We start from the raw sequence: 23,425 nt of genomic DNA on the forward strand, positions 1-23,425 counted from the left end.
GAAGATGCGCATCGACCGGATCAACGTCTACACGGCGCAGTTGCCCGTCAAGGGCGGCGCCTACCGGATGGCCAGCGACGACGTAAAGTCGCTGGACAGTACCCTGGTCGAGATCGTGACGGATGACGGCCTGACCGGCTGGGGCGAGACCTGTCCGATCGGGCCGGTCTACCAGCCGCATCACGCGCTCGGCGCCCGCGCCGCGATCGCCGAAATTGCCCCAGGCCTGATCGGTGCGGAGATTGCCTCGATCAGGCTTCTGGCGAAGCGGATGGATGAGCGCCTGAACGGACACGGCTACGCCAAGGCCGCGTTCGACATGGCCTTTCTCGACCTCCTCGGCCAGAAGCTCGGCGTGCCGGTGTCGACGCTTCTGGGCGGCGCGCTGACGGATCGCGTGCCGGCCTACTATTCGCTGATCGTCGGCCCGCCCGATGAAACGGCCAGGATCGCGGCCGACAAGGTGAGGGCAGGCTATCCGCGTCTGCAGGTCAAGATTTCCGGGCGTAATCTCGAAGAGGACGTGGCCACTGTCCACAAGGTCTGGGAGGCGGTCGGCTACAAGGCGCGCATCGCGGTGGACGGCAACAGAGGCCTGACGGCGGCCGCGGCAATCCATCTCGACAGGCTCTGCCAGGCGATCCCGTTCGTCCTCGAACAGCCCTGCAACACGATGGACGAGGTCGCGACGCTGAAGGGCCGCGTGACACATCCGGTCTATCTCGACGAAAGCACCGAGGACCAGAACGTGGTGCTGCGGGCGATCTCGCTGGGCATTGCGGATGGTTTCGGCTTCAAGGTCACGCGTCTTGGCGGCCTCACCAAGATGACGACGGTGCGCGACCTTTGCGCCATCCGCTCGCTGCCGCACAGCTGCGACGATGCCTGGGGAGGCGACATCATCGCGGCGGCCTGCGTTCATCTCGCGGCGACCGTCGAGCCGCGCCGCATGGAAGGCGCATGGATCGCCCAGGAGTATATCGACGGGCATTTCGACCCCGGCAATCCGGTCGTCATTCGCGAAGGGCATATCGCCGTGCCGCAGCGGCCGGGCCTGGGCGTGAAGCCCGAGCCCGGCATGTTCGGCCTGCCGATCGCCACATACGGAGCCTGACCAGGGGGCGGTTGCCGCTGCCGACATGGTTCGCATTCAGCCGATCTTGCTTGTTGACTCCGGTCCGTCTACCTTCTAGTAGGTAGACATCATCAACCAGCATTGGACAAACAAGCATGCCTTCTCAAAAAGCCGACACCCTCGCTCAAGCTTCGAACACATGGCTCAAAAGCTATTATTTTGTGCGGTTCACCGTCTCCGCGGCATGGGTCGCACTGGCCTTCACCGTCGCCAGGACCATGCCGCCGCTGGCCGCGATCATGCTGGTAGCGTATCCCGCCTGGGACGCCCTGGCGAACTTCCTCGATGCCCAGCGCACGGGCGGGCTGAGCCGCAACAAGTCCCAGTTGCTGAACTTTGTCATCAGCGCGCTTACCACCCTGGCGGTCGCTGTCGCGCTCACCAGGAGCATGAACACAGTGCTCGCGGTCTATGGCGTCTGGGCCGTGCTGTCCGGCGTGTTTCAACTGATTACCGCGGTGCGGCGCTGGAAGACCAATGGCGCGCAGTGGGCGATGATCCTGAGCGGCGCTCAATCAGCGTTGGCGGGCCTCTTTTTCGTCAAGATGGCCGGAGGCATTGAAGATATCGGCATCACGAATGTCGCACCCTATGCCGCGTTTGGCGCATTCTACTTCCTGGTGTCGGCGGTATGGCTGACGGTCAGCGACATCCTTCGCAAGTCTCCGCGAACCGCCAGCTAAGGTGCGCCCTTGAAGGAGCCCACCCTGCTTTTTCCCACTGACCGGTCATGCGCCGTCTTCATGAGGGACGGCGCATTTCCTGTCGAAAGGATTGGCGCGCCCTTGGCCCGCCAAATCGGACAAATCTTGCAAGGATCGGCAAAATTTCCTACCTCGACCTATTGGAAGGTAGACAATGAACATCGCACTCAGTGACACCGCGGGCAAGTTGGTTGGCGGAGCCGCCCAACTCATCATGCGTGTCGGCTATAACGGCTTCAGCTATGCCGATCTTTCGGAGCGCTTTGGCATCCGCAAGGCCAGCATTCACCATCACTTTCCGTCGAAGGTCGATCTGGTGGTGGCCGTTGTCGAACAAGCGCGCGCCGGTATCCGGGCTCAGCTTGCGGCGCTGGACGAAGGCTCGCCGGTGGCGATGGATCAGCTGCGGTTTTACACCGGGTATTGGGAACGCTGTATCAAGGACCAGTCCGCTCCCTTTTGCCTGGCTGCCGTGCTGGCCGCCGAATTGCCGGGCCTACCCGAAGAGGTGGCGCTTTCCGTTCGTGGCCATTTCACCGATCTCGGCAAATGGCTGGAGCGGCTGTTCGAACTCGGTGTGGAGCAGGGGGCGGTGCGTCTCGAGGCGTCCCCCGACATCGAGGCACAAGCATTCATGGCGACCGTATACGGAGCCATGCTTGCGGCCCGGGCGTTTGATGACCCGGAACGCTTCGACGTGATTGTGGAAACGCTTTTTCGTCGCATCCGCGCGTGACGCCTGGCGCCAAGGGCTTCGAGCCGCTGGGCAGTCATGCGCCATTTCGTTGCCTGCAAGGCGCGCCGCGCCTCAAGCCGTACCGTTCTTGGCCGACTTTGCCAGCTCCTGTTCCAGGTCCACCAGTTCCTTGCCGCCGGCCATCAGGTTGAGCAGCTGGTCGCGGTTGATTTCGCTCTTGGCGTAGGTGCCGGTGCTCCGGCCACGCTTCAAGAGCGTGAAGCGGTCGCCCACGACATAGGCGTGATGGACGTTGTGGGAAATGAAGATGACGCCGATGCCGCGCGCCTTGGACTGCACGATGAGCTTCAGGACCACGGATGCCTGATGGACCCCCAGCGCCGATGTCGGCTCGTCGAGGATCAGAACCTTGGCGCCGAAATAGACGGCACGCGCAATGGCCAGGCATTGCCGTTCGCCGCCTGACAGCGTGCCGACGGGCTGTTCGGGATCGCGCAGCTGGATCCCCATGGCCGACATCTCGTCATAGGCGGTGCGGTTGGCGAAGTCGGCGTCGAACTGGCTGATCGGCCCGAACTTGCGCATCGGTTCGCGCCCGAGGAAGAAGTTGCGCGCCACGCTCATCAGCGGCACCAGCGCCAGGTCCTGGTAGACCGTTGCGATGCCGCTGTCGCGCGTATCGGCGGGCGAGGCGAACCGTGTCGGCTTGCCCTGCACGCGGATCTCGCCTTCGTCCGGCGTGTAGACGCCCGACAGCGTCTTGATCAGCGTCGACTTGCCGGCGCCATTGTCGCCGAGCAGGCAATGCACCTCGCCGGGGCAGACATCGAAGGACACGTCCTTGAGTGCCACGACCGAGCCGAAATATTTGCTGACTGATTTCAGTTCGACATAGGGCTCGGCCATCACCGGCTCCTCATGGCGCGGTTGCGCACATAGCTGTTGAACAGCACCGCGATGACCATCATGGCGCCCATGAACAGCTTGAACCAGTCCGTATCGATGCCGGTGTAGAAGATGCCCATCTGTACCACGCCGAAGATCAGGGCGCCGAACATGGCGCCGATGGCCGATCCATAGCCGCCAGTGAGGAGCGTGCCGCCGATGACGACGGCGATGATGGCCTCGAATTCCTTCTGCGTGCCGCGCAGCGTGTCGGCCGAGCCCGTGACCAGCACCTGGATCGCCGCGAACAGGGCCGCCGCGAGTGCCGTCATGACGAACAGCGTGATCTTGGTGCGCGCCACCGGCACGCCGAGATTGCGCGCGGCATTGGCTTCCCCGCCGGCGGCGAAGATCCAGTTGCCGAAGCGGCTGCGCGTCAAGAGCCAGGTGCAGGCCAGTGTCAGCACGATCCACCACACGATCGACACCGGAATGCCTGATATCGAGGGCAGGCCGTCGGCCCGCTTGCCGATCAGGCCGATGTCGGAAAGCCAGGCGATCAGGCCGGAGAACACCTGTCCCGAGAACAGGCTGTTGAGCGGATCGTGCAACGCCAGTTCATGCACGCCCGACACCTGGGTTCGCCCTGAGATGCCGCGCGTGAGGCCAAGCGTGAGGCCGCGCAGCATGAACAGGCTGCCGAGTGTCACGATGAAGGAGGGGAGGCCGGTCCTGACGACGGCAAGCCCGTTGAGCGCGCCGATGCCGCCGCAGACGGCGAAGGTGAACAGCAGCGAAAGCCAGATCGGCCAGCCCCAGAACACCGAAGGGATAGCGATGAGGATGCCGGCAAAGCCGATCATCGAGCCGACCGACAGGTCGAACTCGCCGGCGATCATCAGCAGGGCCACGGGGGCGGCGAGAATGCCAAGCTGGGCCGAGACTTCGAGGAAGTTGACGATGCCCTTGGCACTGAAAAGTCCCGAGCTTCCCGCCGTGACGGCGAAGAACACGAAGACCAGCACGGTGCCGGCCGCCGCGCCAAGTTCCGGCCTGCTCAACAGGCGGCTCAGGCGTGACACGGACCGGACCCGCTCGTCGCGAATCTCTGAAACCATGGCTGCGTTACCCTTCACATAGAGCCGTTCATCGTTTCACGGAAACGCTGAACGGCTCTATCTCCCTGCCTTGACGCAATTCCGGACGGAAACGGCTCACACTTTCCTGGAATTGCTCTGATGAAGCGGCCGGAGCGAAGCCCCGGCCGCCAGTGTCAGCGCTTGCCGAGTTTCGACAGCTCGATAACCGAGGCGGCGGTGTCCTTGGTGACGAAGCCGGGGCCGGTCGGATAGTCGGCGATCGGCATGATCTTGTACTTCTTCCAGAGGTCGAACATCGCGACCGGGATATAGCCCATGGCATATTGCTGGGCGTCGATGCCCCATTCCATCTTGCCGGCGACGACCGCCTGCAGGATCGTGGGCGAGAGATCGAACGTGCCGGTCTTCACCTTGCCCGAGAGGCCCATTTCATCAAGGGCGGCCAGCGTCGGTTCGGCACCGCTGGCGCCGACGGCGAGGATGAACTGTGTGTCGGCATGAGCGGTCATGTAGGCGATCACGCGGTTCTTCATTTCGGTCGGGTCGATGACGCCGTTCATCACCGGAACGTCGACGCCCAGACCCTTGGCAAAGCCGGCGCAGCGATCGTCAAGGCTCGAATTGCCGACCTCGTGGTTGGCGCAGACCGCCTTGGTGAGGCCGAGCGCCTTGATGCGCTCGCCGGCCATGACGCCCGCCTGGAATTCATCCTGCCCCATGAACAGCAGGCCGCCAAGGTCATGGGTCAGCTTCGAGCCGCCGGAATCGATGACGATCACCGGGATGCCGGCGGCGACCGCGTTCTTGACCGGCGTCGAAAGGGCGGCCGCGTCGGGGATCGAGACAACCATGCCGTCTGGCTTCGAGGCCGTGATGGCGTCGATCATCTGCGCCATCTTGGCCATGTCGAAGGTTTCGGGCGCCAGGTATTCGGCCTTGACGCCCAGGGTCTTGGCGGCATCGTCCATGCCGTTCTTGACCACCGACCAGTAGGGGTCGCCGCTCTGGCCATGGGTGACGAACACCACGCGCGTCTCGTCGGCGGCCGCAAGGGTCGTGGCCGCCGCCATCATCGTGAAGCCGGCCATCAGGCCGAGCGCAGGCTTTATTAATTTCGCAAGCGAAAACATAGAACCTCCTGTTTGTTTTCCGCCGCCGCAATTACGGTCGACGGTTCCAGTTGCCCCTTTATTCCAGTTCCATTCCTCAGCACTGGTTCCCTGGGGGCCGCACGCGGCCCCAATCATTCGATGACGGTAAATCCGGCTCCCTTCGCCATGCGCGACAGGTTCTGGAAGCCCATTGTCGCATAAGTCAGCGGATTGGCCTTGCTGGGATCCTGCTCGGCCTCGACGACCAGCCAGCCGCTGTAATCATTGTCGGCCAGCACGCGCAAAATGGCGGGATAGTCGATGAAGCCGTCGCCGGGAACGGTGAAGATCCCTTCCATGACCGCACCCATGAAACTCATGTCCTCGGCGCGGGCGCGATCAAGCACGGGTTTGCGTGCGTCCTTGCAATGCACATGCACGATGCGTTTGACATGGGCCTTGACCAGGGCCAGCGGGTCGCCGCCCGAAAAGATGGAATGGCCGGTGTCGTAGAGCAGGCCGACCGCTTGCCCGGTGTGGCGCATCAACAGGCCGACCTCGGCATCGGTCTCGACGATGGTTCCCATGTGGTGGTGAAAGGCCATGCGCACGCCGAAATCCGACATTCTTTCAGCAAGTACAGTCAGCTTGCGGCCATAGGCCGGCCATTCGTCCGGGCTGAGCGCAGGGCGCTGCGAGATCGGCCCCCAGATGGCGTTGTGGCGCCCGCGCGAGGTGTCGGCATAGACGACATGGGTGGCGCCCATGTCCTTCAAAAGCTGGAGATGCGGCGTGATGGCATCCATCTCCGCGCCGACATCCTTCTCGTCGCAGCGGCCATCATACCAGCCGGAAATCACCGCAAGGCCAAGGCGCTGCATGATCGGCTTCAGATCGGCCGACTGGCGCGGAAACTTCCCGCCAAGCTCGGTGCCGGAATAGCCGGCTTGCCTGGTTTCGGCGAGACACACTTCCAGCGGCGTGTCGCCGCCGAGTTCCGGCACGTCGTCATTGGTCCAGGTGATCGGATTGATGCCGATGCGAACCTTCACGGGCGAACTCCTGATTGCTTCGACTGGGCAAGGTGATGGCGGGCGAGGCCGGCCAGCAGCGTCATGTCGCGGCGGGCATGCTCGGCGGTGTTGCGCACGGGCGTGCCTTCGACGATCGCCGACCAGAAGCCTTTCAACTCCTCGACGAACGCCTCCTGGTAGCCGCTGCGGATGTCCGCGCTGGAAAGCGTATGCCCGCTGCCGGTGCGAACCGTCAGCCGCGTCGGCTGGTGGTTGAGATAGGGCGAGGGGAATTCCAATTCGAGCGAGGCGTCGTCGAAGTAGAGCGTGATGCGCTCGCGATAATCGGGCAGCCTCGGAACGGCGACATGCGCCATGGTCCACAGCGCCTGGCCGTCGAGCAGCCGGACAGTGCCCTGGCCGCCTTCGCCTCTGGCGAAAAGCGAGGCGCCGACAATTTCGCCGTCGGCGACGCCGAGCGCATCGAGCAGCCCATGGACGGCGTTCACGTCATGGACGATCGAGGAACAATAGGCGCCGACAAAGCCGCGAAAGGCGTCGGGATCACTGATGCCGGGCACCGCGCGGTCCACCTGCTCACGCTGCCTGGCTTCGGTCGAGGCAACCAACCCCTCCGCGACGTCGTCACCCCGGCAAGTGGAGGTGTGCCGGATGAAGGGCCAGGCGTCGGGATCGTTGACCTCGACCGAAATGTAGCGAAGCGTCCGCGCCGTGCCCGGCAGCATTTTCAGCGCCGCCTCGTAGCTCGGGTCGAAACGCTTCATGTAGCCGACCTGGAGCACCTTTCCGGCGCGATCCCTGGCGGCGATCAATTCGTCGATGTCCGCGGCGCTGTAGCAAAGCGGCTTTTCGCAGAAGACATGCAGCCCCCGGGCGAAGGCGGCGAGACTCTGTTCGCGGTGCAGCGCGTCCGGCGAGGCGATGACCACGGCATCGAGCGGCATCGCGAGAAGCGCGTCGAGATCAGGGAATGTCTCGAGGCCGAATTCCTCGCCGACGAAGGCACGGACCTTGCGCGACGGATCGTAGACGCCAACGATCTTGAACTGCCGGTGCAGCTTGAGCAGGTTCGGTATGTGCTCGACCTGGGCGACACCGCCCGCCCCGATCACTCCCACTTTCATGCACTGCATCGGCCAGCCCCATCTGAATCCGAACGCTTTTTTTCTTGAGCCTAGGACGCCTTTGGTTCTATTGTTAGAGCCAGATTCCATTGATTTTTGGGAACCAGATGAAGACTAGTTTTCCCATCGACGGCATTGCCCTGGATCGCGACAGTCCCGCCAATCTGCACCGGCAGCTCTATGTCCAGTTGCGCGGCCTGATCGAACGGCGCGTGCTGCCGAGCGGCCATGCGCTGCCCTCGACACGGGTCATGGCGCGGGACCTGAATGTGGGACGCAACACGGTGATTGCCGCTTGCGACCAGCTCGCGCTGGAGGGCTACCTGGCCATACGGCCACGCAGGCCCTCGGTGGTCATGGACCTGCCGACCCGTTCAGTGGCAGCGGAACATGTGTCCGTCGAGGACGCCAATCCGTTGTCGCTGCGAGGGCAGACGATGCTCGCCCAACCCTATCATCATGGCCGGCCGGGCATGCTCGCCTTTCATCCCGGCATGCCGGATCCGGATAATTTTCCGTTCAACACCTGGTCGAAACTGCTCAGCCGCCGTGCCAAATTCGCGCATATCGATCTTTTCGGCACCTATCACGTCAAAGGCTATCCGCCGCTTTGCGAGGCGATAGCGCGCTACCTTACCGCCTCGCGGGGCGTGAAGTGCACCGCCGAGCAGATCGTGGTGACCAATGGCGCCCAGTCGGCCTTCGATCTGCTGGCCCGGTTGCTGATCGATGAGGGCGACACGGTATGGATGGAGGAGCCGGGCTATTATGGCGCCGGTTCGGCCTTTGTCTCGGCCGGGGCGAAACTGGCGCCGCTGCGCGTCAGCAATGCAGGCTGGAATCTCGATCCGCCGCCTGTCATTCCGCGCATGATTTTCGTGACGCCCTCATGCCATCACCCGCTCGGCATGACCATGCCGATGGAACAGCGGCTCAATCTGCTGCACATGGCCGAGACCTGGCGCTCATGGATCATCGAGGACGACTATGACGGCGAATACCGGTTTCAGGGACAGCCTATTCCGGCCCTGCAAGGCATCGGCGCGTCAAACCGCGTGGTGTATGTCGGGACCTTCGCCAAGATCCTCTTCCCGGCCATGCGCCTCGGCTTCATGGTGGCGCCCAAGGCGATCGATCACACGATCGTCTCGGCGCTGAGCGTCAGCGGCCAGTTCGCCCCCTTGCTCACCCAGGCCGCGCTCGCGGATTTCATGAATGAGGGGCATTTCACCCGCCATCTCAGGCGCATGCGGCGTCTCTACGCGGAGAGGCGGCAGTTCTTCCTTGAAAGCGCGCAACGGCATCTCGGGGAATGGCTGGATTTCCACACCACCGAATCCGGCATCCAGGTCGTCGGGATTTTCCGCGGCAGATGCAGCGACAGGGCGGTTGCCGAGGCGGCCCTCCAGCAAGGCATCAACGTCTCGGCGCTGTCGATCCAGTACCGCCATGGCACGGAGCAGAACGGTCTTGTCATGGGCTTCGCGGCGGCCGATGCGCCGACCACCGAAAAGACGATGCAGAAGTTTCGCGCGGTGCTGCAAAGTTATTTTTCGCGAATGAACAATCCGGGTTAAGCGAGTGGGATTATTCGATTTTTCAAGATGGAATCGTGCTGTTGGGCGATGCTAGCCCGGATTTGCCATCCGTGCCCGACAGCGCACCTCGTCGATCGGCCTGCCGAGAGCCGCAAAGCGCGTGGCTGCCTCCTCGAACGCCGCCACGGCCCTGGTTTCGTTACGCTCGGCCCGGCGCTGCACGCCGCGCGCTTCCCACACGGCAGCCACCCAAGGGCCGCCGTTCCACATGCCGGCGACCCGCTCAGCCTCGTCGAGCTGGCGGTTGACCTGTTCGATCTCGCCAGCCTCGGCCAGGGCCATCGCGGCCGCGGTGCGAAACGTCATCGAGCAAGGCTGGCAATTGCAGCCCGATGACAGCATGCGGTCACCTTCGCGAATGGTCTCGGCGATCCTCTGGGAGGTGGTGGCGGCGCGCACCTCAAGCCCTTTCAGGCTGATCAGCAGGTGCGGCGCCAGCCAGGAAGACTGGGCAAGGGTGGTGGCGCGGTGGATCAACCGTCCCGCCTGCCATTTCTGGCGGCGGGCAAGCGCGAGTTCCGTCAGGCGCTGGAGCGCCAGTACGCGGCCGGCCACGGCTCCCACCTGCGCGTAGAGTCTTTCGGCCTCGGTCAACATGCGTTCGGCCTCGGCCAACTGGCCCGAGAAGAGCGCTGCTTCGCCCAGCACGAGCGAGGCGAGGCCGCGCCCGGCGACCGAGCCGGCGCCCTCGGCCACCGACAGGAGCTCTCGGGCGGAGGCGGCGATGTCGTGGTGGCCCTTGGCACTGCAGAGGCAGAATTCGGCCAGGCACAGATGCCCGTCAAAAACGTTGGAGACGAAGGCTGGCTTGGAGCGGACCCATTCGATGAACTCCGCCCTGAACAGTTCGCGCCACTGGCCCTGCATGTGGGCCACCAGGCCGATCAGGGCGCTGGCCTCGCCAACCTCGCGGGCCAACCCCGCGCCCATTGCCAGTTCGCGGGTTTCCCGGCCAACCTGGCCGGCCTTGGCGAAGTCGCCGCTTTGCAGGTGCAGCAGGCCCCAGGCCAGCGAGGCGCGGATGCGGTCGCTCAGGCCGACAGGGTCGATAGAGGGCACGGCCAGCGCCTTTTCGTAGAGCTTCACAGTCTGCGCGCCCGGGCCGACGCCGAGGTCGATCCGCAGGCACTCGCTCAGCTGATTGAACAGCCTGATCGCTTCGGCCCGGTTGCCGGCGTCGAGCGCCGCCTGCATCAAGGCGCATTGCGCCTGCTCGTCGGCCGGGTCCAGTCCGATCAGGCGCTGCCAGAGCTTGCCGGCCCGCAGCACCTCGGCATAGCGCTGCCGCAGGGCCTGGCGGGGCGTTTCGAACCAGTCGACATAGGGATCGTCCGGCAGCAGGTCTCCCAAATAGAGATCGGCGGCAGCTTCGCAGGCGGCGGGATCTTCGCCGCGCAAGGCAAGCCTGGCGGCGGCCTCGAATGCATCGACGTCGATTTCGAGATCGCCAGCGGGGGCCAGCGCGATGACATCGGCCGTCTGCTCGATGAGGTCATTGGCGCCAAGCGCGCGGCGGGCAAAATGGATGGCCTTGCGCAGGTTGGCACCCGCGGCCTCGGGATCGAGATCCGGCCAGAACGCCTCCATCACCTGTTCGCGGTGAATGCGGTGGGAACGGGTGACGGCCAGCAGCTTCACCAGTGCCGCGCCACGGTCCCGCCGCCACGCCGTGGCCGGGATGAGCTGATCGCCCAGACTGACGCTGAAGCCGCCAAGCAATTGAATTCGGACACGCAATCGAAAGCCCCTTCCAGGATGCGAGGCCCGCACGCCCGAAATCGGCCGTCACAAGCACCTGTGGGGCGGGGAACGCTGGCGGAACATAGGTTGCCTAAGCTGCACCCGTAGTCAATTCCGACCACTCACAGGAGGATCAAATGTCTCTTCGTATCGCCGACACCGCGCCCGATTTCACCGCCGAGACCACACAGGGCCCGATCAACTTCCACGAATGGCTGGGTACATCCTGGGGAATCCTGTTTTCCCATCCCAAGGACTTTACCCCGGTCTGCACGACCGAACTCGGTTACATGGCCAAGCTGAAGCCCGAGTTCGACAAGCGCGGCGTCAAGATCATCGGGCTCTCCGTCGATCCGGTCGAACGTCATGCCGGATGGGCTGATGACATTGCCGAGACCCAGGGACACGCGCCGAATTTCCCGATGATAGGCGACCCGATGCTGGCCGTTGCCAAGCTCTACGATATGCTGCCCGCCACGGCCGGCGACAGCGCGGCCGACAACCAGACGGTGCGCCATGTCTACGTCATCGGGCCCGACAAGAAGGTCAAGCTGATGATCGCCTATCCGATGACCACCGGGCGAAACTTCGACGAGATCCTGCGTGTGGTCGACTCCATGCAACTGACCGCCAAGCATCGCGTCGCCACGCCGGTGAACTGGCGGCAGGGCGACGACGTGATCATCGCGGGTTCGGTTTCGAACGATGAAGCCAAGGTGCTCTATCCCGAGGGCTGGAAGCAGCCCAAGCCTTACATTCGTATCGTGCCGCAGCCTCGCGGCAACGCCTGAGCCTTGCTCGAGGCCCAGGCAACAGGAGGTTACCCATGAAGACCCGTATTCTTATCCTTGGCGCCGGTTTCGGCGGGCTCGAGCTCAGCACGTCCTTGTCCGAAGCTTTGGGTGACAGCATTGCTGTCACCCTGATCGACAAGTCGGATTCCTTCGTGTTCGGCTTTGCCAAGCTTGATCTGATGTTCGGCCGCGCAACCGAAGCGGCCGTGCGGCTGCCTTACGCCGACTATGCCAAGGCCGGCGTCACGATGAAGCGCGAGACCGTCACCGCCATCGACCCCGAACGGCGGCGCGTGACGACGGACAAAGCTGTGCACGAGGCGGACATACTGGTGATCGCTCTCGGCGCCGACTATGACGTCTCGGCCACACCCGGCATCACGCTCGGCCGCAACGAATTCTACTCGGTTCCGGGCGCCGCCCACATGGCCAAGGTGCTGCCCGGTTTCACCCACGGCCATGCCGTGATCGGTGTCTGCGGCGCGCCTTACAAATGCCCGCCCGCGCCCAGCGAATGCGCCTTGATGCTGCATGACTACCTGACCGAGAGGGGCGTCCGGGGCGACTGCCAGATCACCTATGTGAACTCGATGTCGAGCCCGGTGCCGCCTTCTCCCGAAACGTCGAAGGCGCTTCTGGCCGCCTTCGCCGAGCGCGGCATCACCTTCATCCCCAGCACCCGCGTGGTTTCCGTGGACGAGGGCCGCAAGGTTGTGACGCTCGACAATGGCGGCGAACTGCCCTGCGATCTGTTCCTGGGCGTGCCCCGGAACCGCGCGCCCGATGTCGTCGTCGAGGCCGGCATCACCGAGGGCGGCTGGGTCACCATCGATCCGCGCACACTCGAAACCCGCTTTCCCGGCGTCTACGCTTTGGGGGATCTGGCCAATACGGGCGCGCCGAAGGCGGGCGTCTTTGCCGAGGGCGCCGCACGCACCGTTGCGGCGAACCTGATCGCCAGGCTCCGCCATGAGGAACCGACGGCGAGGAACCCGGGCGCGGGATCCTGCTACATCGAGTTCGGTGCCAACCGGATCGCCAGGGTGGATGTGGATTTCTTCTCCGGTCCAAAACCCACTGGTGCTTTCTACGAACCATCGGAGGCCTTGCGGGTCGACAAGGTGAATTTCGGCTCCAGCCGCAAGGCCCGCTGGTTCGGGCATTGATCTTCGACCAAGGCGGGGACCTTCGACCAAGGCGGGCGCCGATGACTTGTCACCTCCGCCCGTCCCGTTGCTTCAGGCCATCTGCAATTCCCGTCGTGGCAGCGGCGGGAAGGCGATTGCTATGCCCGCCGCTCCGAGCCCGATCAGGGCCGAGCCGATGAACAGCCAGCGATAGCTGGCGTAGGCGTCGAATATCATGCCGCCGGCGAGCGGTCCCAAGGCCATGCCGAGGCTGGACAGCATGGTGGCGGCGCCGAACACGGTGCCGAGGATGCGCTGGCCGAAATATTCGCGCGCCAGCACGGCATAGAGCGGCATGACGCCGCCATAGGTGGCGCCGAAGATGACGGCCAGCATATAGAACTGGTCGAGCTGGCTGATCGAGAGATAGGCGGCGATAACGATCGCCTGGATCGCGAGGCCGGCGACCAGCACCGGCTTGACGCCGAGCCGGTCGGCCAGCACGCCGTAGAGAAGCCTGCCACCCAGGCCGGCGAGACCCTCGACGCTGTAGATCGTAACCGCCGCCATGGGCGCGACGCCGCACAGCATGGCGTAGCTCACCATATGGAAGATCGGGCCGGAATGGGCCGCGCAGCAAGCGAAAAAGGTCAGCCCGAGCACGATGAACTGCGGCGAGCGCAACGCCTGGCCGACGCTCATGCCCGCACCCTCGGCGGCGGGCGCGGAAGCCGCATCGGCAGCAGCGGGCTTGGGCGGCTGACGCACCAACAACACCGCAGGCAGCAGCAGCACCCAGGCCATGATGCCGATGTCGAACATGGCGGCGCGCCATTCATAGGCCGAGATGAGCCAGCGGGCGAAGGGCGAGATCGTCATCGGGGCAACCCCCATGCCGGCCGAGACCAGCGAAACCGCGAGGCCGCGGTGGGTATCGAACCAACCCGTGGTCAGCGCGATCATCGGCGCGAAGAAGGCACTGGCCGCAAGTCCGACGAGGACACCGTAGGTGATCTGGAAGGTCAGGAGCGAGCCGGCGCGGCTGGCCAGCACCAGCGCCAGCCCGAGCAGCACGGCACCGATCGTCACGACGAGGCGGGCGCCGAAGCGGTCCGAAAGGGCACCCCAGGCGAAGCCGCCAAGGCCCATGACCAGGAAGTTGAGCGTCATGGCGCTCGAAATGCCGGCGCGCGACCACTGCGTGTCGAGCGCCATCGGTTCAAGAAAAATCGCCAGCGAAAACATCGTGCCGATGGCGACACAGGACATCAGCGCGCCTGCCGCGACGATGACCCAACGATAGGAAAGGTTCATGCAAATCTCCCATGCCAGAGCGCAGCGTCGAGCGCTGCTTGCGTCCGAAGGACGCTTCCGTCGGGGCCGATCCTACAATCTGGTTGCATTTTTTATCCAGTTTGGAATCGCGCTGTTTCCAGGCGCCCCTGCGCCTTGCGGGCACCCGTCAGATCGGCAGTTCCAGCGTGTATTTGATCGTCTGGCTGGGGACGTCGGTCTTGACGTTCTGGACGCCCTTGATGCGGCTCAGATGCTCCGACTGGAAGCGGCGGTAGTCGTCGATGCTGGCCGCCACGATGCGCACCATGGCATCGCAGTCACCCAGCATCAGATAGCATTCCATGACCTGGGGCAGTTTGGCCACTTCGGTGGCGAAATGCTCGATCGTGTCCTCGTCCTGCGCCTTCAGCCAGATGCGGGTGAAGAAGGTGAGGCCCTTGCCGATGCTGGCCGGGTTGAGCACGGCGACATAGCGGTCGATTACGCCGGCTTCCTCCAGCAGCTTGACGCGCCGCAGGCAAGGCGAGGGCGACAGGCCGACCTCGTTGGCCAGATCGTTGTTGGCCATGCGGCCGTCGCGCTGTAGCGCGCGCAGGATGCGTTTGTCGATGTCGTCCAGCTTCATGGCTCACAATTCCATTTTATTGGCCATACGTGACATCAGATGCCAAAATTGAACGACACACAACAATCTTCGCAACCAAATTGCGGAGAAGTGTAGGTATATTTGCCGCCGGTATCACGAGAGTTCAAACGCAGGGAAGCGGCGGCCGCGAGGCCGCCGACGGCAAGCCATGAGCATTTCACAGGCAGTCGAAGCGGCGGGCGATGGTTCGGGGTCAGAGTTCCGCCGCGGCGTGGCGTCCTGCGCGCCGGTGCTGTTCGGCACCATTCCCTATGCATTGGTGCTTGGTGCCCAGGCGACCCAGAAAGGATTGAGCCCGGTCGAATTGTCCATGATGACGGGGCTGAATTTCGCCGGCGGCTCGGAATTCGCGGCGATCCAGCTGTGGACGTCGCCGCCGCATATCCTGCTCATCGTCGCCATCACCTTCCTGGTCAATAGCCGGCATTTGCTAATGGGCGCGGCTCTGGCACCGTTCCTGCGCGACCTGCCGCGAGGCAAGGTGTTTCCGGCGCTGTTCTTCCTGTGCGACGAAAGCTGGGCGCTGGGTCTGGCCGACGCCAAACGACGTGCGGCGGCGGGCATCACGCCAGCCTTCAGCCCCCGCTACTACATGGGCGCGGCCCTGGCGATGTATCTGACCTGGGTTTCCTTCACCACGCTGGGCGCCTTGCTCGGCCCGATGCTCGGCCATGTCGAGACCTATGGTTTCGACATGGCGTTTCCGGCCGTCTTCCTGGTGCTGATGCGCGGCATGTGGAAAAGTGTTTCGGCGGCGCGGCCGTGGCTGGTCAGCCTGGTCGTCGCAGCCCTTGTCTATCTCTTCGTTCCCGGCGCCTGGTATGTCGCGGCGGGCGCGGTGTCGGGGCTGCTTGCTGCCTGGCTGATGGCAGGTGACGCATGATCGACATGGCAACCCTGCTCGCCATCGTGCTGATGGCCGGCGTCACATATCTCACGCGGATCGGCGGCTATGTCGTGCTGCGCAACCGGGTGCTCAGCGCGCGCGCCACGGCGGTGATGGAGGCGGCTCCCGGCTGCGTGCTGATCTCGGTCATCGCGCCGGCCTTCGTGTCGCGGAACCCGGCCGATCTTCTGGCGCTGGCGATCACCTTCGTCGCCGCGACGCGCCTTTCCATGCTGCCGACCGTGTTGATCGGGGTCGCCGCGGCGGGGCTGCTGAGGCATTTCATAGGCTAGCCCCTCCAAAAACCGGCGTGGCGCCTGCGTCTACTGGATCGTGGACGTGATGCGCCGACCCTTGGTGTTGAACAGATGCAATTGGGTCAGGTCCGGCGCCAGGAAAACCTGCTGGCCAGGCATTACGGGACTCCGCTCGCGCAACAGCGCGCTCAGCGTGTTGTTGCCGGCCCTGGCCATGACCAGCGTTTCAGATCCGGTCGGCTCGACCACTTCGACCACGGCCGGCACGCCGCTGTCGGCGAGCTTGAGATGTTCGGGGCGGATGCCCCAGGCTGAAGCGCTTTCGCCCTGCTCCAGCGCCGGCAAGGGAAACACGGTGCCGTCGCTGGCCGTGAAGCCGTCCGCGGTCGTGCGGCCCTGCAGGATGTTCATCGACGGCGAGCCGATGAACTGGGCAACGAACAGATTGGCCGGCCGGTCATACAGATCGAGCGGGGCGCCGACCTGTTCGACGATGCCGCCATTCATGACGACGATCTTGTCGGCCATGGTCATGGCCTCGACCTGGTCGTGGGTGACATAGACGATGGTGGTTCCCAGGCGCTGGTGCAGCGCCTTGATTTCGGTGCGCATCTGCACGCGCAGCTTGGCGTCGAGGTTGGAGAGCGGCTCGTCGAACAGGAAGACCTTTGGATCGCGCACGATGGCGCGGCCCATGGCGACACGCTGGCGCTGGCCGCCGGAGAGCTGGCGCGGGTAGCGGTCCAGCAGGTCCTGTAGCCCGAGGATCGTCGCGGCGCGCGTGATCTTGGCGTCGGTCTCGCTCTTGTCGGTCTTCTTCAGGGTGAGCGCGAAAGCCATGTTCTCGCGCACCGTCATATGTGGATAGAGCGCGTAGTTCTGGAACACCATGGCGATGTCGCGCGACTTCGGCGCGACATCGTTGATGATTTTGCCGTCGAGCGCGATTTCGCCGGCGCTGATGTCCTCCAGCCCGGCGATCATCCTGAGCAAGGTCGACTTGCCGCAGCCGGACGGGCCGACAAGAATGACGAATTCGCCCGACGCGATATCGACCGACACGCCGTGGATAACCCGCGCCTTGCCATAGGCCTTCTCGACATCGGATATGGTGACCGCACTCATTTATCGTTCCTCAGAAAGAGACCTTGTCGCCGCCCTTGAGCTGCAAGATCTGCCGCGCCTCGTCAGGGGTGGCGACCGAGGCGCCGAGCCCCTCGATGATCTGGCGCACCTTCTTCACCTGCTCGGCGTTGGATTTCGCCAGTTGGCCCTTGCCGATCCACAGCGAGTCCTCCAGGCCGACGCGCACATTGCCGCCGAGCGCAATCGCCTGGGTGGCGATCGGCAACTGGCTACGTCCAGCACCCAGCACCGACCATCGGTAGTCCTGTCCGAACAGGCGGTCGGCGGTGCGCTTCATATGCGCGACATCCTCCGGATGGGTGCCGATGCCGCCCAGTATGCCGAACACGCTCTGGACGAAGAACGGCGCCTTGACCAGGCCGCGCTCGACGAAATGGGCCAACGTGTAGAGATGGCCGATGTCGTAACATTCGATCTCGAAACGCGTGCCGTTCTCAGCGCAGGTGCGCAGGATGTGTTCGATGTCGCCAAAGGTGTTGCGGAAGATGCGGTCGCGCGAGCCTTCGAGATAGGGCCGTTCCCAATCGTGCTCGAAGGTCTTGAAGCGTTCGAGCATGGGATAGAGGCCGAAATTCATCGAGCCCATGTTGAGGGAGGCAACTTCCGGCGCAAAGGTCGCCGCCGGCTTGACCCGCTCCTCGACGCTCATCGTCGCGGCGCCGCCGGTGGTGATGTTGACCACGCAGTTGGAGCGCTGCTTGATCACTTTCAGGAAGGGCGCGAAGGCCTCGGTCGACTGGTCGGGCCGGCCATCGGCGGGATTGCGCGCATGCAGATGGACGATGGCCGCACCGGCCTCGGCCGCCCCGATCGCGGCGTCGGCGATCTCTTGCGCGCTCACCGGCAGATGCGGCGACATGGACGGCGTGTGGATCGAGCCGGTGACCGCGCAGGTGATGATGATCTTGTTCTGGTTCGCCACTTGAAAGGATCCTCGTTTGTTTGACCGCGCCTATTTCACCGCGCCCTGGGTGATGCCCGAGATGAACTGCTTCGACAGCACGATATAGAGCAGGGTGATCGGCAGTGCGGCAAGCGTCAGCCCGGTGAACAGCACGCCCCAGTCAGTGGTGAACTCGCCGACGAAGACGGTGAGGCCCTGCGGCAGCGTCTTGAGATTGTCCGAGGTGATCAGCACCAGCGGAAAGAAGAAGTCGTTCCAGATCGGAACCGCGTTCTGGATCGCGACGATGACCAGTGCCGGGCGCGCCAGCGGCAGCATGATGGAACGCATGATGCGGAATTCGCTGGCGCCGTCCATGCGCGCGGACTCTTCCAGTTCGCGCGGCAAGGTCCTGAGGAAGCCGGTCATGATGAACACCGCCGAGGGAATGCCCATGGCGACATAGACCAGCACCAGGCCGGCATAGCTGTCGACGAGGCCAAGCGAATCCAGCTGGATGAACAGTGGAATGATCGCCAGCTTCAGCGGCACGGTCATGCCGCTCAGGAAGAACATCAGCACCAGCGCGCTCAGCCGGAACTGGTAGCGGGCGATCGCATAGGCGGCCATGGTGCTGAACAGCAGGATCAGCGCCACCGCGGCCGCCGTGATGCCGACGGAATTGGCGAGGTAGCGCACGAAATTGGTTTCGCTCCACACCCGCTCGGCATTGGCCAGCGAGAAGTGCGCCGGCAAAGCGAAGGGCGAGCTGAAGATCTCGGCATTGGTCTTGAAGGACGACATCACCATGATGAACAGCGGATAGATCATGATGACGGCGTTGATCGCCAGCATCAGCTGGATGGCGCCGTTCTTCAACAGCTCGCCGGGTTCCCTGGTGCCGACCGCTGTGCTCACAGTTCGATCTCACGACGGCGCAGGTAGCGAAGCGCGATTGCGGTGACGCCGGCAACGATGATGAACATCATCACCGCCAGCGCGCTGCCCTGGCCGAAATCCTGGATGCCTGTCGTCGTCGAGCCGAAGGCGGTGCGGTAGAAATAGAGGCCGAGCACGTCCGTCGCGCCGCCGGGCGAACCGGTGAGGCCGGCCATGACATAGGGGATCTCGAACCAGTTGAAGCTGCCGATGAAGGTCAGGATGGTGACGATGGTGACGCTCGGCGCGATCAGCGGCCAGATGATGCGGGTCATCAGCACATAGTCGCCGGCGCCGTCGAGGCGGGCGGCCTCGATCACTTCCTTGCTGATGCGCTGCATGCCGGCGAGCAGCACCAGTGTCGGGAAGCCGAGCCAGTGCCAGATGTTAGCGAACAGGACGCTGCCCAGCGCCGTCGATTCATTGCCGAGCCAGGGGACGGCGCCGATGCCGACAAGCGCCAGCGTCTGGTTCACCAGACCGAACAGCGGATGCAGGAACAGCTTCCACAGGAAGCCGACGATGACCGCCGACAGCACGACCGGAAGAAAGACGATGACCTGGTGGATGCGGTGACCGGGCAGCGCCTTCAGCAGCGAATAGGCGAGCAGGAAGGCGGTGCCGTTCTCGAACACCATCAGCGCCACGAAAACGATGATGTTGTGTTTCAGCGCATTGTAGGTCCAGCCGCTATAAGGCTGTTCAAACAGCACCTTGCGGAAGTTTTCAAAGCCGATGAATCCGGTCGGCTGCAAGCCGTTGAACTCATAGAAGGCAAGGCGGAAAGCCGAGAGCAGAGGCCACAGCACGAACAGCACCATGACCACCAGGGCCGGTGTCAGCAGGGACGCGATCCAGAGTGACCGGCGCCACGGAAAGGCTTTTGTGGTGTGGCGCCGGCCGATGTTCATGTCACTTGCCCTGGAAAGGCTTGTACCATTTGGCGAGGCCGTCGGTCAGGTCGGCGGCCAGCTGGTCCGGGGTGATCGAACCCGACATCATCTTGGTGATGTCGCCCTGCAGCAGTTCCGATCCCGTCGGCTTCTCGAAACGGAAGTAGACGACATTGATATGCGGCATGGCGGTTTCGTTCAACTTGGCGACGTGGGCGAGCAGCTCGTCCTTGATGACGACGCCCTTGATGGGCGAGATGTTGCCGAGAAGGGCGGAGAACTTGTCGCCGAACTCCTTGGTGCCCATCCAGTTGACCAGCTTGAGTGCTGCCTCCTTGTTGGCCGACTTGGCGTTGACCGCATAACCGCCATCGAAGAACTTGGTCACCTGCGGTGTATCGCCGGCCTTGGCCATGGGCGGGGCGACGAAGTCCATGTTGATGGCCGGGTTCTGGCTCCTGTAGGTGGCGATGTCGAAGCTGCCGCCGGCCAGCATCGCCGCCTTGCCGCTGATGAACAGCTGGCCCGCGGTGTCGTAGTCGATGCCTTCGAAACCGGGAGGCATGTAGTCGCGCAGTTCGAGCAGCTTGCCGAGCGCCGCGACATAGCGCGGATCCTTGAAGGTGGTCTTGCCCGACGTCAGGTCGCTGACGAAATCCTGGCCGAGGAACGGGTTGGTGAAGATGGCCACGAACATCTCGTTGAACCAGCTGGTGCCCGTGCCATTGGCGAGGGGATAAATACCCTTGTCCTTCAGCGCCTTGCTGACGGTAATGAACTCATCCCATGTGGTCGGCGGTGTCAGCCCGGCCTTGGCAAAGACGTCCTTGTTGATGAACAGGCCGAGCGTCTGCGAAGCGAAGGGCAGCGAATAGACCTTCTTGTCGGCGCGGTAGGTGCCGGCCACCAGCGCATCGGCGGGCTGGTTGGCGAGCGAGGGCACCGTGGTCAGATCCTGCGGCTCGAAATAGCCGGCCTTCACGAACTGCTCGAGCCAGCCATAGGCGTGGGTGTGGATGACGTCGCCGCCCTTGCCGGCGGCCAGCGCCGTCGAGACGATGGTCGGATAGTTCTCATCCGGGAACGACTCGAACTTCACATGGATGTCCGGGTTCTCCTTGGTGAAATCGGCGAAAAGTTCGTTGTAGGCGGCCTTGTCTTCCTGGCGCCAGGTCCAGAACGAGATGTCGGTTGCATGCGCCACACCGGCTGCCAATCCCCATGCGAAAGACGCGGCCGCGAGGGCCAGCCCAATCCTTCTCCTGCTCATGTTGCAATCTCCCAATCGCGCTTGATGCGCTTTTTACGACGATTATCAAATCATAGTTCTTGCCGTCTGGAAAGATAGTTTGTAAAGTTTCCTAACTAATGTGAATTGGACGCGGCAGCCCGCTTCGTCCGGCGTGCGCGGTGGATATCGGTGACCCAGAAAATCATTGCAGGCGTGGATATCGGCGGCACCAAGACGCGCATCATGGCGTATCTGGGCGAGCGCATGATCGCCGACGAGGTGCTGGTGACGGAGAGCTGGCGCATTCGCCAGATGGAGACCGATGCGACGACATTGGCCGGCATCGTCACCAATCTGTGTGGCGGCGTCGCGCCCGCCGCGTTGGCGGTCGGCGCCCATGGCTGCGACACGGGGGAACAATGCCTGCGCTTCCAGGCGCTGCTGGCGGACAGGACCGGCGGTTCGGTGCAGGTGGTCAATGACGCCGAACTGATGGTGCCGGCCGCCGGCCATGTCGATGGCATCGGTGTCGTCTCCGGCACCGGCTCCATCGCGGTGGCGCGGACGGCCGACGGCAAGATGCTGGCGGCCGGCGGCTGGGGCTGGATCCTCGGCGACGAGGGCAGCGCGCCGGCGCTGGTGCGCGAGGCCGCGAAGGCGATCCGGCACAGCCTCGATCGGGGTCAGCAGGGCGATCCGCTGATTGGCGCGCTGATGCGCGAACTCAACACCGACGACCAGACCAAGCTCGGTATCCTGCTCAACGAAATCCGCGGTGCCGCGGTCTGGGGCCGTTATGCCAACGCCGTGTTCGATGCGGCGATCGCCGGCTCGATGCTGGCAACCCGCGTCATCCAGGAAGGTGGGGCAGGGCTTGCCGCGTTGGTCGAACTGTTGATCGAACGCGGGGCCAATCCCGCCCTTGTCGTGGCCGGTGGCGGTGTCATTTCAGAGCAGCCGATGCTGATGACGGCATTCGTCGAGGCCATGGCAAAAGTGTCGCCGTCGACCCAGGTGCTGCTGTTGCGCGAGCCGCCGGTGCTTGGCGCGGTCGCCTTGGCCAGGCGACTGCTCGTCGGGCAAGGGTTGTCCTCACAAATTGGAGCCATTTGAATGCAGAAGCGTATCGGTTATCGCCAGGCGGTGGCGCGCCAGACGGAAAGTCTCGAGATCGGCCGGGGTTCGGTGGCCGCGGCGCTCGAGGGGCTCGATCTCAGCGCTTTTGCCGGCAAGACGATCGGGCTTGCGGGCATCGGCGCCAGCTATCAGGCGGCGCTGGCCGGCGCGCTGTACCTGCGCGCTTCCGGCATCAGGGCTTTCGCCTATACGCCGACCGATCTCTATGGCCGCACGGATGAAGCCGCCGACGCCTTCATCGCGCTCTCGGCTTCGGGGCAGAGCCGCGAAATCTACGATGTCATGCGCGAGGCATCAGCGGCGCCGCGCCTGGCGGTCTGCCGGGGCAGCGACAATCCGCTGGTTGATCTGACCGGCGCGGTGCTGGCCGCGGATTCGGGTGCCGACAATGGGGCCAGTTCGACGGGCTACACAGGGACCTTGCTGGCGCTCGGCATGCTGATCGACAGGCTTGCCGGCAACGGTTTCGACTGGACGCGGTTGCCCGGTGCGGTCGCCACCGTCCTCTCAGGCGCGCAGCGGGCGGCCGGGCAAGCGGCGCGGCTGCTGCAGGGCAGCACGTCAATCGATATTGTCGGCGCCGGTGTCGGCTTCGCCAATGCCGGCGAGGCGGCGATGCTGATCCGCGAAGCCGTTCGGGTGCCCGCCTCGGGATGGGATACGCTGAACTATCTGCATGGGCCGATGGAATCGCAGGATGCGGCCACCGGCGTGATCGCCCTCGGCGACGGCCGCGAGGTCAAGATCGCGCAGGACATGGCCGGCTTCGGCTGTCCTTGCGTGCTGGTGACGAGGCGCACGGATGTCGCCGATGCCGAAAGGCTGGTGGTGATCTCCATCCCGGCGCTCGGCAACGCCATGGCGGACGCCATATTGGAAATCATCGCCATCCAACTCGTCGTCGGCGACATGCAGGACGCGGCCGGGCTCACCGACATCACCTTCCGCTATCGCCAGACCGACACCAAACTGAAGCCGTGGTCGCCGACGGAAGTCTGACGTCTCTGCTCGGATGGCGTGGAAATTGCCAAACCGGCTGGCAATAGGGCATTGAGGGAGGGATGCGGCTTTCGAGTCGGGGC

23 protein-coding genes are annotated in these 23,425 nt (G+C 64.0%); 10 read left to right on the top strand and 13 right to left on the bottom strand.

What is annotated here, in order from left to right; translation table 11 throughout:
• Positions 1-4: 4 nt before the first annotated feature.
• The 3 genes from AC07UC_RS13210 (at position 5) to AC07UC_RS13220 (ending at position 2,575) form a co-directional block, all read left to right on the top strand.
• Positions 5-1,114 carry a mandelate racemase/muconate lactonizing enzyme family protein gene (locus AC07UC_RS13210; RefSeq protein ID WP_494906130.1) on the top strand — a complete coding sequence of 370 codons (1,110 nt, stop codon included), beginning with the start codon at positions 5-7 and terminating at the stop codon, positions 1,112-1,114.
• Positions 1,115-1,230: 116 nt separating this feature from the next.
• The gene (locus AC07UC_RS13215) at positions 1,231-1,818 is read left to right on the top strand and encodes a DUF308 domain-containing protein (RefSeq protein ID WP_494906132.1); all 588 of its coding nucleotides are present in this window, start codon (positions 1,231-1,233) and stop codon (positions 1,816-1,818) included.
• Positions 1,819-1,993: 175 nt separating this feature from the next.
• Positions 1,994-2,575 (top strand): TetR/AcrR family transcriptional regulator, encoded by a 582-nt coding sequence (locus AC07UC_RS13220; RefSeq protein ID WP_494906134.1) that lies wholly within the window; start codon positions 1,994-1,996, stop codon positions 2,573-2,575.
• A 72-nt stretch (positions 2,576-2,647) separates the two neighbouring features.
• On the opposite strand, the gene AC07UC_RS13225 is transcribed toward AC07UC_RS13220, so the two are convergent.
• The 5 genes from AC07UC_RS13225 to AC07UC_RS13245 all read right to left on the bottom strand — a co-directional run bounded on the left by AC07UC_RS13225 (position 2,648) and on the right by AC07UC_RS13245 (position 7,770).
• Positions 2,648-3,442: an ATP-binding cassette domain-containing protein gene (locus tag AC07UC_RS13225; RefSeq protein WP_494906136.1), complete on the bottom strand. Its 795-nt coding sequence runs from the start codon at positions 3,440-3,442 to the stop codon at positions 2,648-2,650.
• Positions 3,442-4,539, bottom strand: a complete 1,098-nt coding sequence (locus AC07UC_RS13230) for an ABC transporter permease (RefSeq protein ID WP_056578534.1) — start codon at positions 4,537-4,539, stop codon at positions 3,442-3,444. Before AC07UC_RS13230 ends, AC07UC_RS13225 begins: the two co-directional genes overlap by 1 nt.
• Before the next feature lie 155 nt (positions 4,540-4,694).
• Complete coding sequence (locus AC07UC_RS13235) at positions 4,695-5,651, bottom strand: rhizopine catabolism ABC transporter substrate-binding protein (RefSeq protein ID WP_202326249.1); 957 nt, start codon at positions 5,649-5,651, stop codon at positions 4,695-4,697.
• 113 nt (positions 5,652-5,764) lie between these two features.
• Positions 5,765-6,664, bottom strand: a complete 900-nt coding sequence (iolE, locus tag AC07UC_RS13240; RefSeq protein ID WP_494906139.1) for a myo-inosose-2 dehydratase — start codon at positions 6,662-6,664, stop codon at positions 5,765-5,767.
• Positions 6,661-7,770 (bottom strand): Gfo/Idh/MocA family protein, encoded by a 1,110-nt coding sequence (locus tag AC07UC_RS13245; protein WP_244735363.1) that lies wholly within the window; start codon positions 7,768-7,770, stop codon positions 6,661-6,663. The genes iolE and AC07UC_RS13245 overlap by 4 nt, the downstream gene beginning before the upstream one ends.
• Positions 7,771-7,877: 107 nt before the next feature.
• On the opposite strand from AC07UC_RS13245, the gene mocR reads away from it, so the two are divergent.
• On the top strand, positions 7,878-9,347 hold the full coding sequence (gene mocR / locus AC07UC_RS13250; RefSeq protein WP_494906141.1) for a rhizopine catabolism transcriptional regulator MocR: 1,470 nt from the start codon (positions 7,878-7,880) through the stop codon (positions 9,345-9,347).
• Positions 9,348-9,398: 51 nt separating this feature from the next.
• On the opposite strand, the gene AC07UC_RS13255 is transcribed toward mocR, so the two are convergent.
• Entirely contained in the window at positions 9,399-11,105 is a 1,707-nt protein-coding gene (locus tag AC07UC_RS13255; protein WP_494906143.1) for an AfsR/SARP family transcriptional regulator, read from the bottom strand.
• 140 nt (positions 11,106-11,245) lie between these two features.
• Here AC07UC_RS13255 and AC07UC_RS13260 point away from each other — a divergent pair, with 140 nt between their 5' ends.
• Together AC07UC_RS13260 and AC07UC_RS13265 are read left to right on the top strand one after the other, a co-directional pair.
• Entirely contained in the window at positions 11,246-11,899 is a 654-nt protein-coding gene (locus tag AC07UC_RS13260) for a peroxiredoxin (RefSeq protein ID WP_494906145.1), read from the top strand.
• Entirely contained in the window at positions 11,896-13,068 is a 1,173-nt protein-coding gene (locus tag AC07UC_RS13265) for an NAD(P)/FAD-dependent oxidoreductase (protein WP_494908927.1), read from the top strand. The genes AC07UC_RS13260 and AC07UC_RS13265 overlap by 4 nt, the downstream gene beginning before the upstream one ends.
• Positions 13,069-13,140: 72 nt before the next feature.
• Here AC07UC_RS13265 and AC07UC_RS13270 read toward each other — a convergent pair whose 3' ends face one another.
• Together AC07UC_RS13270 and AC07UC_RS13275 are read right to left on the bottom strand one after the other, a co-directional pair.
• Positions 13,141-14,343 (bottom strand): MFS transporter, encoded by a 1,203-nt coding sequence (locus AC07UC_RS13270; protein WP_494906147.1) that lies wholly within the window; start codon positions 14,341-14,343, stop codon positions 13,141-13,143.
• A gap of 148 nt (positions 14,344-14,491) precedes the next feature.
• Positions 14,492-14,950, bottom strand: coding sequence for an Lrp/AsnC family transcriptional regulator (locus AC07UC_RS13275; protein WP_056578518.1), 459 nt, complete (start codon positions 14,948-14,950; stop codon positions 14,492-14,494).
• 169 nt (positions 14,951-15,119) lie between these two features.
• On the opposite strand from AC07UC_RS13275, the gene AC07UC_RS13280 reads away from it, so the two are divergent.
• On the top strand, positions 15,120-15,854 hold the full coding sequence (locus AC07UC_RS13280) for an AzlC family ABC transporter permease (protein WP_494906149.1): 735 nt from the start codon (positions 15,120-15,122) through the stop codon (positions 15,852-15,854).
• A complete protein-coding gene (locus tag AC07UC_RS13285; RefSeq protein WP_494906151.1) occupies positions 15,851-16,150 on the top strand; it encodes an AzlD family protein in 300 nt (99 codons plus the stop codon). Before AC07UC_RS13280 ends, AC07UC_RS13285 begins: the two co-directional genes overlap by 4 nt.
• A gap of 30 nt (positions 16,151-16,180) precedes the next feature.
• Here the strand turns inward: AC07UC_RS13285 and AC07UC_RS13290 are convergent, their stop codons facing one another.
• The 5 genes from AC07UC_RS13290 to AC07UC_RS13310 are packed head-to-tail and all read right to left on the bottom strand — an operon-like array spanning position 16,181 to position 21,245.
• Positions 16,181-17,239 carry an ABC transporter ATP-binding protein gene (locus AC07UC_RS13290; RefSeq protein WP_494906153.1) on the bottom strand — a complete coding sequence of 353 codons (1,059 nt, stop codon included), beginning with the start codon at positions 17,237-17,239 and terminating at the stop codon, positions 16,181-16,183.
• A 10-nt stretch (positions 17,240-17,249) separates the two neighbouring features.
• Positions 17,250-18,182, bottom strand: coding sequence for a 3,5-dioxohexanoate:acetyl-CoA acetone transferase (gene kce, locus AC07UC_RS13295; RefSeq protein ID WP_494906155.1), 933 nt, complete (start codon positions 18,180-18,182; stop codon positions 17,250-17,252).
• A gap of 30 nt (positions 18,183-18,212) precedes the next feature.
• Positions 18,213-19,061 carry a carbohydrate ABC transporter permease gene (locus tag AC07UC_RS13300; protein WP_202326260.1) on the bottom strand — a complete coding sequence of 283 codons (849 nt, stop codon included), beginning with the start codon at positions 19,059-19,061 and terminating at the stop codon, positions 18,213-18,215.
• On the bottom strand, positions 19,058-19,993 hold the full coding sequence (locus AC07UC_RS13305; RefSeq protein ID WP_140774595.1) for a carbohydrate ABC transporter permease: 936 nt from the start codon (positions 19,991-19,993) through the stop codon (positions 19,058-19,060). Before AC07UC_RS13305 ends, AC07UC_RS13300 begins: the two co-directional genes overlap by 4 nt.
• A gap of 1 nt (position 19,994) precedes the next feature.
• Positions 19,995-21,245: a sugar ABC transporter substrate-binding protein gene (locus AC07UC_RS13310; RefSeq protein WP_494906158.1), complete on the bottom strand. Its 1,251-nt coding sequence runs from the start codon at positions 21,243-21,245 to the stop codon at positions 19,995-19,997.
• A gap of 150 nt (positions 21,246-21,395) precedes the next feature.
• Between AC07UC_RS13310 and AC07UC_RS13315 the strand changes: the two genes are divergently transcribed.
• Together AC07UC_RS13315 and AC07UC_RS13320 are read left to right on the top strand one after the other, a co-directional pair.
• Positions 21,396-22,319 (top strand): BadF/BadG/BcrA/BcrD ATPase family protein, encoded by a 924-nt coding sequence (locus AC07UC_RS13315; protein ID WP_494906160.1) that lies wholly within the window; start codon positions 21,396-21,398, stop codon positions 22,317-22,319.
• Positions 22,320-23,342 carry an SIS domain-containing protein gene (locus AC07UC_RS13320; protein ID WP_494906162.1) on the top strand — a complete coding sequence of 341 codons (1,023 nt, stop codon included), beginning with the start codon at positions 22,320-22,322 and terminating at the stop codon, positions 23,340-23,342.
• Positions 23,343-23,425 lie beyond the last annotated feature (83 nt).

The sequence above is a fragment of the Mesorhizobium sp. GW821-FHT04C10 genome, assembly GCF_059420305.1.

Coding starts and splice junctions, on each gene's coding strand:
- AC07UC_RS13210 (WP_494906130.1), top strand. CDS start 5: ATGCGCATCGACCGGATCAACGTCTACACGGCGCAGTTGCCCGTCAAG.
- AC07UC_RS13215 (WP_494906132.1), top strand. CDS start 1,231: ATGCCTTCTCAAAAAGCCGACACCCTCGCTCAAGCTTCGAACACATGG.
- AC07UC_RS13220 (WP_494906134.1), top strand. CDS start 1,994: ATGAACATCGCACTCAGTGACACCGCGGGCAAGTTGGTTGGCGGAGCC.
- AC07UC_RS13225 (WP_494906136.1), bottom strand. CDS start 3,442: ATGGCCGAGCCCTATGTCGAACTGAAATCAGTCAGCAAATATTTCGGC.
- AC07UC_RS13230 (WP_056578534.1), bottom strand. CDS start 4,539: ATGGTTTCAGAGATTCGCGACGAGCGGGTCCGGTCCGTGTCACGCCTG.
- AC07UC_RS13235 (WP_202326249.1), bottom strand. CDS start 5,651: ATGTTTTCGCTTGCGAAATTAATAAAGCCTGCGCTCGGCCTGATGGCC.
- AC07UC_RS13245 (WP_244735363.1), bottom strand. CDS start 7,770: ATGAAAGTGGGAGTGATCGGGGCGGGCGGTGTCGCCCAGGTCGAGCAC.
- mocR (WP_494906141.1), top strand. CDS start 7,878: ATGAAGACTAGTTTTCCCATCGACGGCATTGCCCTGGATCGCGACAGT.
- AC07UC_RS13260 (WP_494906145.1), top strand. CDS start 11,246: ATGTCTCTTCGTATCGCCGACACCGCGCCCGATTTCACCGCCGAGACC.
- AC07UC_RS13270 (WP_494906147.1), bottom strand. CDS start 14,343: ATGAACCTTTCCTATCGTTGGGTCATCGTCGCGGCAGGCGCGCTGATG.
- AC07UC_RS13275 (WP_056578518.1), bottom strand. CDS start 14,950: ATGAAGCTGGACGACATCGACAAACGCATCCTGCGCGCGCTACAGCGC.
- AC07UC_RS13280 (WP_494906149.1), top strand. CDS start 15,120: ATGAGCATTTCACAGGCAGTCGAAGCGGCGGGCGATGGTTCGGGGTCA.
- AC07UC_RS13285 (WP_494906151.1), top strand. CDS start 15,851: ATGATCGACATGGCAACCCTGCTCGCCATCGTGCTGATGGCCGGCGTC.
- AC07UC_RS13290 (WP_494906153.1), bottom strand. CDS start 17,239: ATGAGTGCGGTCACCATATCCGATGTCGAGAAGGCCTATGGCAAGGCG.
- AC07UC_RS13305 (WP_140774595.1), bottom strand. CDS start 19,993: ATGAACATCGGCCGGCGCCACACCACAAAAGCCTTTCCGTGGCGCCGG.
- AC07UC_RS13310 (WP_494906158.1), bottom strand. CDS start 21,245: ATGAGCAGGAGAAGGATTGGGCTGGCCCTCGCGGCCGCGTCTTTCGCA.
- AC07UC_RS13320 (WP_494906162.1), top strand. CDS start 22,320: ATGCAGAAGCGTATCGGTTATCGCCAGGCGGTGGCGCGCCAGACGGAA.